This is a genomic window from Stenotrophomonas sp. Pemsol (assembly GCF_003586545.1).
Classification (GTDB): Bacteria; Pseudomonadota; Gammaproteobacteria; order Xanthomonadales; family Xanthomonadaceae; genus Stenotrophomonas; species Stenotrophomonas sepilia.
Genome location: NZ_CP025780.1, coordinates 3,747,838 through 3,761,586 on the forward strand (window position 1 = coordinate 3,747,838; position 13,749 = coordinate 3,761,586).

Here is a 13,749-nt window from a genome sequence, read left to right on the forward strand (position 1 = left end):
TTTCCGCCTCAGGTGTTGGCCGGCGAACTCAGCGGCGGCCGCACCAGGTCGCGGTGGAAGAAATAGATTTCCTGCACCAGGAAGCGCCAGCTGGTGTGGAAGCTGCGGAAGCGCGTGCTGGGCGTGGACGAGGCCAGTGCATCGATGCCCAGCGCCTTGCTCAGGCGCAGCGCGCGCGCCATGTGCAGCGGGTCGCTGACGATGATCACCCGGTGCAGGTTGCGCTGGTCCATCAGCCGCTTGGCTTCCACCAGGTTCTGCACGGTGTTGCGCGAGGCAGTCTCGATCAGGATCGCATCGTCCGGCACGCCGTGCTTGAGCGCATAGCGCCGCGCCACCTGTGACTCGGAAAAGCGCGCGCCGGTACCACCATAGCCGCCGGTGAAGATCAGCAGCGGCGCGAACTGGGCCTCATAGAGATCCAGCCCATGACGGATGCGTTCTTCGAATACCGGCGACGGCTTGGCGTCATAGGCCGCCGCACCGAGCACGATGATGGCGTCGGCCTTGGCCGCCTGGTCACGCTCGCCGACCCAGACGATCCAGGCAGTCACGCCCAGCAGCCAGATCACCAGCAGGACAAACAACCGCCACAGCCAGCCCAGCAGGCCAGTGCGATGCCGGTGCCGGTCGCGGCTCACGGCGCGCCCCAGCGCAGTGCGGGCAGGTCGACGTTGCCGCCGGACAGCACCAGGCCCACGCGCAGGCCGGCAAAACGCTGAGGCTGCGCCAGCACCGCGGCGAGCACGGTCGCCGATGACGGCTCGACCACCTGCTTGAGGACCTCCCACAGCAAGCGCATCGCCGCCATCGTCGCCGCGTCATCGACCACGATCACCTCGGCGTTGGCCGCACGCAGCAGCTCGAAGTTGGGCGCGCCGATCAGGGTGCGCAGGCCATCGCAGATCGTGTCCGGGGTGAACGCCGCCTGGCGCTCGCCAGCGGCCAACGAGCGCGCGGTGTCGTCCGCGCCGGCCGGCTCGGCCAGCACCAGCCGGGTCTGCGGGCTGGCGAGCTGCAGGGCCCGCGCGGTGCCGCTGGCCAGGCCACCGCCGCCCACCGGCACCACCAGCACGTCGAACGGGCCGTCGCTGTGCAGCAGCTCCAGTGCTGCGGTGCCCTGCCCGGCCATCACCGCCGGGTCCGCATAGGGATGGACCAGGGTCGCGCCGGTATCAGCCTGCACTTTGGCGCAGGTGGCCTCGCGGTCGGCGATGGTTGGTGGGCAGCGCCAGAGCGTGGCGCCATGGCGGGCGATGTTGGCCAGCTTGGCCGCCACTGCACCTTCGGGCACCACCACGTGGCAGGGAATGCCACGGGTGCGCGCGGCCAGGGCCAGGGCGGCGCCGTGGTTGCCGGAGGAATGGGTGACCACGCCGGCGCCGGCGCGATCGGCATCCAGCGACCACACCGCATTGCACGCGCCGCGGAACTTGAATGCGCCACCGCGCTGCAGATGCTCGGCCTTGAACGCCAGCTGCGCGCCGGCCAGCGCATCCAGCGTGCGCGAGCGCAGCACCGGGGTCACGCTGGCGTGCGGCGCGATCCGCGCAGCGGCAGCCAGGACATCATCGGCACGGGGCAACAGTGAATCGCTCATGACGCAAGATTAACGTATGGCTCCCTGCTGGCGACCCCGGCACAGGTCATGCCAGCATGGCAGCCTTCACCTCCATTCATCCTGGACAGTGAAGTTAAGGGCCGATTCAACGCCTGCGCATGAAGCTCACTGTACAACCCGTCCTCTGGGGGGACCCACCATGAAAACGCGCCTGATGCTTGCCGGTGGCCTGATGCTGGCCCTGACCGGCTGCACCACCTACGACTATGTCGGCGGTGGCCGCAGCGGCAGCTACTACCACGGTGCGCCGTCGGTGGAGTACCGCTACCCCGCCGGCTATCCCTACAACTACGGCTACCCGTACTACGGCGGCTATGGCGGCTACTACGGCGGCTATGGCAATCCGTATTACTCGCGCCCGATCTACCGCCCGCCGCACAACCACCGCCCGCCACCGCGCCCACCCGGCAACGGCGGCGAGAACCGCCCGCCACCGCCGTCGCGGCCGTCGTACAACGGCGGTTCGCCGTGGCGGAACATGGACTCGATGCGCCGGCCGCCGCAATCGAACATCCAGCCCTCTGCGCCCCCGCCGCCGGCCCGTCCGGCTCCGGCGCCGAGTGCGCCAAGAATGAACGGTTCCCCCTGGCGCAACATGGATCGTGGGACGCAGCGCACAGTTGAGCGCTGAACCGTCTTGCATTTCACACGGTCCAAGCCGCACTCTACGGGGCCAGTGACGGCCCGCGTCACAAAGTGACAAAAACGACACGGGCCGCCGCAAAAAGCTCTACGTCGATATCCGACAGGAACATCTGGATCCCCCCTGTTCCGGCCCTGTCGGATGTCGGCACCTCTGAAAGCGGACGGCCCCGCAGTGCGGGGCCGTTTGTTTTGCGGGGTCGTCAACCGGCGGCCGCAGCTTCCGTAGATCCACGCCATGCGTGGATGGCGGCCTCCCGATAGCGCCAAAAAACAGGGCCGGGCAGTCCCCCGACTGCCGGCCCCCTGCTCCCCCACCGTGCGCCTGTACCGGCCCCTGTTCCAATTCCGGTCACGGGCGCCTGCGGCGCCAGCCACGGTGGGTGCTATTGGGTTATCTGCAAAAATCCTGCCAACTTTAGGGCTGATTTCGACGGGAGCCGGCCGGCGCCGACGTCGCGGCCCCGAATGGCGCTAAAATCGCCACCCCGGTGCCGCCCCGGCCGCGCCCGCCCCCAGCTGAACAGCCCCATGAACCCGTCCTTCCATCGTTACGACGTCATCGTCATCGGCGGTGGCCACGCCGGCACCGAAGCCGCGCTGGCCGCGGCCCGTACCGGCGTGCGCACCCTGCTGCTGACCCACAACATCGAAACAGTGGGCGCGATGAGCTGCAACCCGGCCATCGGCGGCATCGGCAAGGGCCATCTGGTCAAGGAAATCGACGCCCTGGGCGGTGCGATGGCGCATGCCGCCGACCGCGCCGGCATCCAGTGGCGCACGCTCAACGCCTCCAAGGGCCCGGCCGTGCGCGCCACCCGCTGCCAGGCCGACCGCAACCTGTATCGCATGGCGATCCGCGCCATTGTCGAAGGCCAGGCCAACCTGACCGTGTTCCAGGCCGCGGTCGATGACCTGGTCATTGAAGGCGACGCCGTGCGCGGGGTCATGACCCAGACCGGCCTGCGCTTCGACGCCGGGGCCGTGGTGCTGACCGCCGGCACCTTCCTGGCCGGCAAGATCCATGTCGGCCCGACCCAGTACGCCGCCGGCCGCATGGGCGACCCGCCGGCCACCACGCTGGCGGCGCGCCTGCGCGAGCGTCCTTTCCAGGTGGACCGCCTGAAGACCGGCACGCCGCCGCGCATCGATGGCCGCTCGCTGGACTACAGCGTGATGGACGAGCAGCCGGGCGATTCGCCGCGGCCGGTGATGTCCTTCCTCGGCTCGGTGGACGAGCATCCGCAGCAGGTCAGCTGCTGGATCACCCACACCACCGAGCAGACCCACCAGATCATCCGCGACGCGCTGCACCGCTCGCCGCTGTACAGCGGCCAGATCGAAGGCATCGGCCCGCGCTACTGCCCGTCCATCGAGGACAAGGTGGTGCGCTTCGCCGAAAAGGCCAGCCACCAGATCTTCGTCGAACCCGAAGGCCTGGGCATCGTCGAGATCTACCCCAACGGCATCTCGACCTCGCTGCCCTTCGACGTGCAGCTGGAGATGGTGCGCAGCATCCGCGGCTTCGAGAACGCGCACATCACCCGCCCCGGCTACGCCATCGAGTACGACTTCTTCGATCCGCGCGGGCTGAAGGCTTCGCTGGAGACCAAGCTGGTGAACGGCCTGTTCTTCGCCGGCCAGATCAACGGCACCACCGGCTATGAAGAAGCCGCCGCGCAGGGCCTGCTGGCCGGCCTCAACGCCGCGCGCCAGGTGCGCGGGCTGGACGGCTGGTGCCCGCGCCGCGACGAGGCCTACCTGGGCGTGCTGGTGGATGACCTGATCACCCACGGCACCAACGAGCCGTACCGCATGTTCACCAGCCGCGCCGAGTACCGCCTGCAGCTGCGCGAGGACAATGCGGACCAGCGCCTGACCCCGACCGGCCGCGAGATGGGCCTGGTGGATGACCGTCGCTGGGGTGCGTTCGAGACCAAGCAGGCCGCCGTCGCTGCCGAGCGCGCACGCCTGGGCGCGCTGTGGGCGACCCCGGCCAATGCGCTGGGCCGCGAAGTGCAGGACACGCTGGGCGTGGCGGTCAGCCGCGAGACCAACGTGCTGGACCTGATCAAGCGCCCCGAGCTGGATTACGCGCAGCTGATGCAGGTGCCATCGCTGGGGCCGGCCGTGGCCGACGCCAAGGTGGCCGAGCAGGTGGAGATCGGCGTGAAGTACGCCGGCTACCTGGACCGCCAGCGCGAGGAGATCGAGCGCCAGCAGCGGCATGAGGCCACGCCGATCGCCGAGGCGTTCGACTATGCGACCGTGCGCGGGCTGTCGGCCGAAGCACTGCAGAAGCTGGAGCGGGTGCGCCCGCAGACCATCGGCCAGGCGCAGCGTATTCCGGGCATGACCCCGGCAGCGATCTCACTGCTGCTGGTGCACCTGGAGCGCGCGCGCCGCGGCCGCGTGGCGTAACGCGGGACCGTCCGCTTCTGGTGGGTACCGGCCAAGGTCGGCACGCACCGGAGCGGAAGACGCACCCACATTGGCGAACGCGCTAGCGTGCGTCGGCCCCGCCGCCCAGCACCTTGAACAACGTCACCCGGTTGCCCGCCTCCTGCTGCTGCAGCGCGATCAGGTCCTGCTGCGCGGCAAACAGGCTGCGTTGCGCATCCAGTGCCTGCAGATAGCCGTCCAGCCCGGTGCGGTAACGCGCATCGGCCAGCGTGTAGCTGCGCTGGTTGGCGGCCACCCGCGCGCGCTGTGCGTCCATCTGCACGGTCAAGTGATCGCGCGTGGCCAGCGCATCGGCTACTTCACTGAAGGCCTGCTGGATCGCCTTCTCGTACTGCCCGATGCCGATGTCCTTGCCGATCTTCGAGGCATCCAGCGAGGCCTTCAGCGCGCCGGCGTGGAAGATCGGCGCGGTGATGCTGGGCGCGAACGACCAGCCACGGGTGCCGGCCGAGAACAGCGTCGACAACGCGGTGGAGCTGTGGCCGTAATTGGCGGTCAAGGTCAGCGTCGGGAAGAATGCAGCGCGCGCGGCACCGATATCGGCATTGGCCGCCTGTAGTACGTGTTCGGCGGACAACACGTCCGGGCGCTGCAGCAGCACGCTGGACGGCAGGTTGGCCGGCAGCGGCGCCAGTGCCACGCTGCCATCCAGCGCCTGCGCGGTTGGCAGCAAGGCCGGATCCAGCGGCGCCCCTACCAGCAACTGCAATGCATCGCGATCCTGCGCCTGCTGCGTCTGCAGCTTGGCGAGCGCACCGCGCGCGGCTTCGACGCTGGTCTGTACCTGCGACAGGTCCAGGCCCGAGGCCAGGCCTTGGGCGTGGCGGGCCTCGGTGCGCTGCAGGGTCTGCTGCTGGCTGTCCAGGGTCTGCCGGGTGAACGCCAGTGACTGCTCGTCCGCTGCCAACGCCAGCCACGCCGTGGCCACTTCGGCCACCAGGCTGGTGCGCGCGGCGCGCTGGTTCTCGGCGCTGGCCAGCCAGTTCTGCAGGGCCTCGTTCTTCAGGCTGCGGATGCGTCCGAACAGATCCAGTTCCCAACTGCTGATACCCACCTGCACGGCATCAGATTCGGTTACCTGGGTGGCACCGGTCTCGCTGTTGGCATCACTTACCCGCGAGCGGGTGACACTGCCGCTGGCATCCACCGACGGCAGCAGCGCCGCGCGCTGGATGCGGTACTGCGCGCGTTCCTTCTCCACCTGCAGCATGGCCACGCGCAGGTCGCGGTTGTTCTGCAGCGCCAGCGCGATCACCTGCTGCAGGCGCGGCTCGAGGAAGACTTCGCGCCAGGCTGGCACCGCCAGTGCTGGCTCGGCCTCGGCCGTGGCGGCATTGCCGAATTGTGCCGGCACCGGCGCCTCGGGCCTCTGGTAATGCGGCGCCATGCTCACGCAGCCACCCAGCACGGTGGTCATCGTTGCGGCCGCAATGGCGCGCAGCAGCATCGGCTTCATGGGCTTGCCTCCGGGGCAGTGGCTTCGGCAGGCGCGCGGCCCGGGAACAGGCGGCGCACGAGCAGGTAGAACAACGGCACGAAGAACATGCCCAGCACCATCGAGGCGACCGTGCCGCCGGCCACGCCGGTACCCAGCGAGCGGCGCGCGGCCGAGCCAGCGCCGGTGGCGAACACCAGCGGCAGCACACCCATCAGGAACGCCAGCGAGGTCATCACGATCGGCCGCAGGCGCAGATAGACGGCCTGCAGGATCGCCTCGCGGGTGCTCCTGCCCTGCTGTTCAAGGATGCGGGCGAACTCGACGATCAGGATGCCGTTCTTGGCCGCCAGGCCAATCGTGGTCAGCAGGCCGACCTGGAAGTACACGTCGTTGTTGAGGCCACGCAGGTTCATCATCAGCACCGCACCGAACACACCCACCGGCACCGCCAGCATCACCGCGAACGGCACCGCCCAGCTTTCATACAGCGCGGCCAGGCACAGGAACACGAACAGCAGCGAGATGGCGTACAGCATCGGCGCCTGATTGCCCGACAGCTGTTCCTGGTAGGCCATGTCCGACCAGGCATGGCTGAAGCCTTCCGGCAGCGCGTCGGCCAGGCGCGCGATCTCGGCCATCGCCTCGCCGGAACTGACGCCCGGCGCGGGCTGGCCGGTGATCTCCATCGCCGACACGCCGTTGTAGCGCTGCAGCGCGGCCGGCGCGCTGGTCCAGTGCGCGCTGACCAGCGACGACAGCGGCACCATCTGGCCGGCCTGGTTGCGCACGCTCCAGCGCTCGATGTCCTGCGGCTGCATGCGCGCTTCGGCGGCGCCCTGGATGAACACCTTCTTGATGCGGCCCTTGTAGATGAAGTTGTTGACGAAGTCGCCACCCAGCGCCGCGTTCAAGGTGTCATTGATGTCCTGCGGATTCACGCCCATGGCCTGCGCCTTGGCGTCGTCCACCTTCACCGCATACACCGGCGCGTCCTCCAGGCTGGCGTAGCGCACGTTGACCAGCTTCGGATCCCTGGCGGCCTCCTTCAGCAGCGTGTTGCGCGCGGCCACGGCGGCGGCATGGCCGGCGCCGCCTTCGTCCTGCAGTTCCAGGGTGAAACCGCCCGCATCGCCCAGGCCAAGGATGGCCGGTGGCGAGGTGATGAACACCTGCGCATCGGGCACGCTGGCCATGGCCGCGGTCAACCGTGCGGCAATGGTGTCGGCGTCATCCTTGCGGTCATCCCAGTCCTTCAGGCGGATGAAGGCCTGGCCGACGTTCTGGCCGCTGCCGGTGACACTGAAACCGGCGGTGGCCTGGATCGACAGCACGCCGTCGTCCTTCACCGCGGCGGCACTCAGGCGATCCATCACCGCGCGGGTCTGCTCCAGGGTGGCACCGGCCGGCAGCTTCACCAGCGCGTTGAGCATGCCCTGGTCCTCGTCGGGCAGGAACGCGCCCGGCAGGTGCCACAGCAGCAGGCCGGTGGCCACGCTCAGCACCAGGTAGAACCCCACGCCCAGCGTGCGCCGGCCAAGGAAGCCATCCACCCGGCGACGCAGGCCGTTGGAGGTGCGCTCGAAACGGTGGTTGAACCAGATGAAGCACTTGCCCAGCAGGCTCGGCTCACCGCCGTGGTCGCCATGCGGATGGCCGCCCTTGGGAATCTGGTGCAGGATGCTGCCGCACAGGGCCGGGGTGATGGTCATCGCCACCAGCACCGACAGGATCATCGCGGCGGCAATCGTCACCGAGAACTGGCGATAGATCACGCCGGTGACACCGCTGAAGAACGCCATCGGCAGGAACACGGCGGTCAGCACCAGCACGATGCCCACCAGCGCGCCGGTGATCTGGCCCATCGCCTTCAGCGTGGCCGGCTTCGGCGCCAGCCCTTCGAAGGTCATCACCCGCTCCACGTTCTCCACCACCACGATGGCATCGTCCACCAGCAGGCCGATGGCCAGCACCAGTGCGAACATGGTCAGGGTATTGATCGAATAGCCAAATGCCGCCAGCACGCCGAAGGTGCCCAGCAGCACCACCGGCACCGCGATGGTCGGGATCAGGGTGGCGCGCCAGTTCTGCAGGAACAGGTACATCACCAGCACCACCAGGATGATCGCCTCGATCAGGGTGATCACCACTTCCTTCAGCGAGATGGTCACGAACGGCGTGGTGGTGAACGCCACGTGGTAGGTGTAGCCGTGCGGCCAGTACTTCTGCAACTGCTGCAGGCGGGTCTCGATGGCCTTGGACACGGCGATGGCATTGGCGCCGGCGTTGAGCTCGATGCCCAGCGACGCCGACGGCTTGCCGTTGAAGGTGCTGATGCTGTCGTAGCTCTCCGGCCCCAGGCCGATCGTCGCCACGTCGCCCAGGTGCACTACGCTGCCGTTGGCATCGGCCTTCAGCACCACCCGCGCGAACTGTTCGGGCGTGTGCAGGCGGCTGCGCGCGGTGACCGTGGCGTCCAGCTGCTGGCCCTTCAGTGCCGGCTGGCCACCCAGCTCACCGGCCGAGACGTCGGTGTTCTGCGCCTGCAGTGCGGTCTCGATGTCCGACGGCATCAGCGCGTACTGGCGCATCTTCTCCGGGTCCAGCCAGATGCGCATGGCGTATTCCTGGCCGATCGGCTGGATGTTGCCGACACCACTGACGCGGCTGATCTGGTCGTCGATGCGCGCTTCCATGAAGTTGGCGACATCGAAGTTGTCCATGCTGCCGTCTTCGCTGGTGAACGACAGCACCTCGAAGATCGAACCACTGGACTTGGTGATGGTCAGGCCGTTCTGCTGCACCGCCTGCGGCAGCGTCGCCATCGCCGCCTGCAGCTGGTTCTGCACCTGCACCTGCGCGGTGTCCGGATTGGTGCCGGTGGCAAACACCAGGTTGACCTGCGCCGAGCCATCGGAGGCGCTGGTGGAGGTCATGTACATCAGGTGGTCCAGGCTCTGCTGGGACTGCTCGATGACCTGGGTGACCGCGTTTTCCACGGTCTGCGACGAGGCGCCGGTGTAGGTGGCGCGGATGGTGATGGTGGGTGGGGCGATCTGCGGGTAGCGGTCCACCGGCAGGATCAGGATCGCGAGCAGGCCGAGCAGGCTGACCGCGATGGCGATCACCCAGGCGAAGATCGGCCGGTCGATGAAGAAACGAACCATGCGCGGCAGGCCTCAGTGCGACGTTTCGTCGGTGTTGCCGGTCGGGTCGATCGCCGGCATTGCGGCCAGCTGCGCGGTGGTGGCCGCCACCGCCTGCACCTGCTGGCCAAGCGCTACCGCGCTGCCGTTGCTGACGATCACCCGATCGCCAGCCTTCAGCCCCTGCGTGATCTGCCACTGGTTGCCCACTACCTGGCCGGTGCTGACCCGGCGCTCAACCACGCGGTCCTTTGCGTCGAGCAGGCGCAGCAGCGGCTCGCCACGTTCATTGCGCAGCACCGCCTTCTGCGGCACCAGCAGGGCGCGCGCATCGGTGGCCATCGGCAGCACCGCCCTCAGGTACATGCCTGGCAGCAGCAGGCCCTCCGGGTTCGGAATGACCGCGCGCAGCACCACGTTGCCGGTGCCCGGGTCGACTGCGCTGCCGACAAACTCCAGGGTGCCTTCATGCGCGTACGTGCTGCCGTCCTCCAGCAGCACCTTCACCTGTGCCTTGCCGTCGATGGCTTTCACCCGGCCGGCATCGAGCTGCTTGCGCAGCGCCAGCATCTGCGTGCTGGACTGGGTGACATCCAGATAGACCGGGTCCAACCGCTGGATGGTTGCCAGCGCCGCGTCCTGGCCGGCGGCGACCAGCGCGCCAGCGGTGACACTGGACGTGCCGATGCGGCCATCGATCGGTGCAGTAACCCGGGTGTAGTCGAGGTTGATGCGGGCCGCCTGCAGCGCAGCGCGCGCGGCGATCACATTGGCCTGGGCCTGCTTCAGTGCCGAGGTGGCATCGTCGGCGTCCTGCTTGCTGGCCGCATCCATGCCCAGCAGCGTGCGCGTGCGCTCGGCCTTCGGCTGCGCTGACAACACAGTGGCCTCGGCCTGCGCCAGCTGGCCACGCGCGGTATCGAAGGCGGCCTGGTACGGCGCCGGATCGATCTGGTAAAGCAGCTGGCCGGCCTTGACCTGCTGGCCTTCGGTGAACAACCGCTGGCGGATCAGCCCGCCGACCTGCGGGCGCACCTCGGACACCTCGAACGGTACGGCGCGACCGGGCAGGGTCTGTTGCAGGGCCAGCGGCTGCACGCTGGCAGTGATGACGCCCACTTCAGGGGTGGCCGGGGCCTCGGGCCTGCCCGCCGAGCAGGCCGCCAGGGCCAGCAGCAGGGGCAGCAACAGCGGACGGGGGGAGCGGGACAGCGGGCGCAGGAGTGACATGGGGGGCGTGGGGGCCTTGCGTTGACCCGTGCACGCTGCCGTGGAACTGTGCAGAGAATATGGAGATTGTGCGACCGGCTCAGCGGGCGCTTGCTTTCGGCGCCGCATGCGCCGCTAATGGCCCCGCGATGGCGAAGATTCGACTCAAATTCGGCCTGACCGCGAAGACCTTCCTCGCGATCTTCACCGCCTGCCTGCTGGTGCTGGCAGTGAACGGTATTGCCAGCCGCGTGGCGTTCCAGACCGGCTTCCTGGACTACCTCAATGACCAGGGCGACCTGCGCATGCAGCGCGTGATGCCGCACCTGCAGCGCGAGTACAGTGCGCACGGCGGCTGGGAGCACCTGCGCGGCGACAGTGACCGCTGGGCGCGGCTGCTGCGCCCGGATCTGGCCCATGGGCACGAGGGGCCCGTGCCACCGCTGTCCGACCAGACCGGCGTTCCCTCCCGCCTGGGCCTGTTCGATGCACAGCATCGGTTCGTAGCCGGCAACCCGGACGCCACCAGCGACGACGAGCCGCACGCCGTGCAGGTGGACGGGCACACGGTCGGCTGGCTGGGCATGGTGCCGTTCCAGACCGTCATCGCCACCAACGACCTGAACTTCTACAACACCCAGATGCGTGCGTGGTGGGTGATCGGCATCGCGCTGCTGCTGGTGACGGTGCTGCTGGCCTGGCTGGTATCGCGCGCGCTGCGCCAGCGCCTTGCCAAACTGGCGGCGGCCACCCACCGGCTCGCCGCTGGCGACTACGCCACCCGCATCGAGCGCACCAGCGATGACGAGCTGGATGCACTGGTCAACGACTTCAACCGGATGGCGCAGGCGCTGGACGACACCGAGCGCAACCGCCGTGCCTTCATCGCCGATATCTCGCACGAACTGCGCACGCCGCTGGCGGTGGTTCGTGCCGAACTGGAAGCCATCGAGGACGGCATCCGCCCGCTGGACCGCGCCAACCTCGGTGCCCTGCAGGGCGAGATCCGCCAACTGGGCAAGTTGATCGACGACCTGCACGACCTGTCGATGACCCAGTCCGGCGGCCTGGCCTACCGCTTCGCACCGCTGGACCTGGCGGCGCTGCTGAGCAGCGAGCTCAATGGCATGCGCGTGCGCTTCTCCACGGCGGGGCTGGCACTGGAGGAGAACCTGCCCGCCACACCGCTGCAGGTATCCGGTGACGAACGACGCCTGCAGCAGGTGCTGGCCAATCTGCTGGAAAACGCATTGCGCTACACCCACGCCGGGGGCCGCGTACGCGTGCAGGCAGCGCGCGTGCCTGCCGGCGTGCAGCTGATCGTGGAAGACACCGCGCCAGGCGTGCCGGCGGACAAATGCGCGCTGCTGTTCGAGCGCTTCTACCGGGTGGAGAGCTCGCGCAACCGGGCCAGCGGCGGCAGCGGGCTGGGCCTGGCCATCAGCCACAACATCATCCTCGCCCACCACGGCCTCATCCACGCCGAGCCATCGCCGCTGGGCGGGCTGCGCGTGGTCATTACCCTGCCGGAGCCTGCATGAGCCTGTCCACCGCCGCGTCCTCGAAGATCCTGATCGTCGAGGATGAGCCACGCCTGGCCTCGGTGCTGCGCGACTACCTGGCCGCCGCCGGCATGACCAGCGAATGGGTGGACGATGGCGGCCAGGTGATCGACGCATTCGCGCGCTACCAGCCCGACCTGGTGCTGCTGGACCTGATGCTGCCACAGCGCGATGGCGTGGACCTGTGCCGCGAACTGCGCGCCAGCAGCGATGTACCGGTGATCATGGTCACCGCACGGGTGGAAGAGATCGACCGCCTGCTGGGCCTGGACATCGGTGCCGACGACTACATCTGCAAGCCGTTCAGTCCGCGCGAAGTGGTCGCACGGGTGATGGCGGTGCTGCGTCGCTACCGCCCGGACCCCGCTGCGCGGGCCAACAGCGGGCTGCATATCGACGAACCGGCAGCCCGCGCTACCTGGAACGGCAAGGGCCTGGACCTGACCCCGGTCGAATACCGCCTGCTGCGCACGCTGCTGGCCACGCCGGGCCGGATCTGGGCGCGCGACGAGCTGCTCGACCGCCTCTATCTGGACCACCGCGTGGTGGTCGACCGCACCGTCGACAGCCACGTGCGCAACCTGCGCCGCAAGCTGGCTGACGCCGGCATGGAAGGCGAACCGATCCGTTCGGTGTATGGCATGGGCTACAGCTACGAGCCGTGATCGCGTTCGCCGGGCTTGGCCCGGCGCTACCCCGTCATGCCTCGTCGACGAACGTCACCCTCTGGTAGCGCCGGGCCATGCCCGGCGAGCGCAGCGATGCAGACCTGCGCTACAGTCGAGAGCGCTCGACATTAAGAACACAACTGCATGGACGACATCCACCCGATCGCGCCGGACAAGCGCGCCGCCATTCTTTCCAGCCTCGCCGACATCGAACAGCGCCACAATGTGCGTGTGCTGCTGGCCTGCGAATCCGGCAGCCGTGGCTGGGGCTTCTCTTCGCCGGACAGCGACTACGATGCACGCTTCATCTACGTGCATCGCCAGCCGTGGTATCTCAGCGTCAACGAGAGCACCGGTCCCGGCGAAGCGCAGCGCGATGTGATCGAGCTGCCGATCGACGATGAGCTCGATGTCAGCGGCTGGGACCTGCGCAAGGCACTGCGGCTGGTCTCAAAATCCAATCCGACACTGATCGAATGGCTGCGTTCGCCGATCGTGTACCGGCAGGATGACGCTGCGGTGGCACTGCTGTGGGAAGCGGCCCAACGCTTCTACTCACCCTTGGGCAGCTGGTGGCACTACATGAGCATGGCCAGGACCACACACAGCCGCCACCTGGGTGAGCCCACCATCAGCACCAAGAAGTACCTGTATGTGCTGCGCGCCCTGCTTGCCTGCCAGTGGATCGAGAGCGAGCCCACGCCGCCGCCGATGGCCTTCGAGGATCTGCTGGACCGGTTGCTGCCGGACGGCCCGGTGCGCCACGCCATCGACGCATTGCTGGTGGTCAAGCGCGCCAGCGCCGAGGTCAGCGCTCGTCCGCGCATCGCGCTCATCAGCGAGTACATTGACCATGCGATGGCCGTTCGCGCGGCGCAGGCCCCGCAGCTGCCGGCCGGACAGGGCGACAGCGCCTGGCTGGACGTGCTGTTCCGGCGGATGCTGGCCGAGCACGCGCCGTCCTGAGCGGTTGCACCCGTTTCTGGTAGCTGCCGACCTTGGT

At 68.4% G+C, this 13,749-nt stretch carries 10 protein-coding genes; 5 read left to right on the plus strand and 5 right to left on the minus strand.

Features of this window, described 5'->3' with window-relative positions; all coding sequences use genetic code 11:
* Nucleotides 1-8 precede the first annotated feature (8 nt).
* Together PEM_RS17325 and PEM_RS17330 are read right to left on the minus strand one after the other, a co-directional pair.
* Nucleotides 9-641, minus strand: a complete 633-nt coding sequence (locus PEM_RS17325; protein WP_005420132.1) for a YdcF family protein — start codon at nt 639-641, stop codon at nt 9-11.
* Entirely contained in the window at nt 638-1,600 is a 963-nt protein-coding gene (locus PEM_RS17330) for a pyridoxal-phosphate dependent enzyme (protein ID WP_111129523.1), read from the minus strand. Before PEM_RS17330 ends, PEM_RS17325 begins: the two co-directional genes overlap by 4 nt.
* 160 nt (nt 1,601-1,760) lie before the next feature.
* Between PEM_RS17330 and PEM_RS17335 the strand changes: the two genes are divergently transcribed.
* Complete coding sequence (locus PEM_RS17335; RefSeq protein WP_049415731.1) at nt 1,761-2,252, plus strand: hypothetical protein; 492 nt, start codon at nt 1,761-1,763, stop codon at nt 2,250-2,252.
* A 542-nt stretch (nt 2,253-2,794) separates the two neighbouring features.
* On the plus strand, nt 2,795-4,684 hold the full coding sequence (mnmG, locus tag PEM_RS17345) for a tRNA uridine-5-carboxymethylaminomethyl(34) synthesis enzyme MnmG (protein ID WP_005420137.1): 1,890 nt from the start codon (nt 2,795-2,797) through the stop codon (nt 4,682-4,684).
* Between the two features lie 82 nt (nt 4,685-4,766).
* On the opposite strand, the gene smeC is transcribed toward mnmG, so the two are convergent.
* Genes smeC through smeA form a run of 3 tightly spaced genes read right to left on the minus strand, consistent with a single transcriptional unit; the run spans nt 4,767 to nt 10,537 of the window.
* Nucleotides 4,767-6,182, minus strand: coding sequence for a multidrug efflux transporter outer membrane subunit SmeC (gene smeC, locus PEM_RS17350; RefSeq protein ID WP_111129525.1), 1,416 nt, complete (start codon nt 6,180-6,182; stop codon nt 4,767-4,769).
* Nucleotides 6,179-9,328, minus strand: a complete 3,150-nt coding sequence (gene smeB / locus PEM_RS17355; RefSeq protein WP_111129526.1) for a multidrug efflux RND transporter permease subunit SmeB — start codon at nt 9,326-9,328, stop codon at nt 6,179-6,181. Before smeB ends, smeC begins: the two co-directional genes overlap by 4 nt.
* A 12-nt stretch (nt 9,329-9,340) precedes the next feature.
* Entirely contained in the window at nt 9,341-10,537 is a 1,197-nt protein-coding gene (gene smeA, locus PEM_RS17360; protein ID WP_065177884.1) for a multidrug efflux RND transporter periplasmic adaptor subunit SmeA, read from the minus strand.
* 128 nt (nt 10,538-10,665) lie between these two features.
* Here smeA and baeS point away from each other — a divergent pair, with 128 nt between their 5' ends.
* The 3 genes from baeS to PEM_RS17375 all read left to right on the plus strand — a co-directional run bounded on the left by baeS (nt 10,666) and on the right by PEM_RS17375 (nt 13,712).
* Nucleotides 10,666-12,057, plus strand: coding sequence for a sensor histidine kinase efflux regulator BaeS (baeS, locus tag PEM_RS17365; RefSeq protein ID WP_065185875.1), 1,392 nt, complete (start codon nt 10,666-10,668; stop codon nt 12,055-12,057).
* Nucleotides 12,054-12,743 carry a response regulator gene (locus tag PEM_RS17370; RefSeq protein WP_005420147.1) on the plus strand — a complete coding sequence of 230 codons (690 nt, stop codon included), beginning with the start codon at nt 12,054-12,056 and terminating at the stop codon, nt 12,741-12,743. Before baeS ends, PEM_RS17370 begins: the two co-directional genes overlap by 4 nt.
* A gap of 147 nt (nt 12,744-12,890) precedes the next feature.
* A complete protein-coding gene (locus tag PEM_RS17375; protein WP_111129528.1) occupies nt 12,891-13,712 on the plus strand; it encodes a nucleotidyltransferase domain-containing protein in 822 nt (273 codons plus the stop codon).
* Nucleotides 13,713-13,749 lie beyond the last annotated feature (37 nt).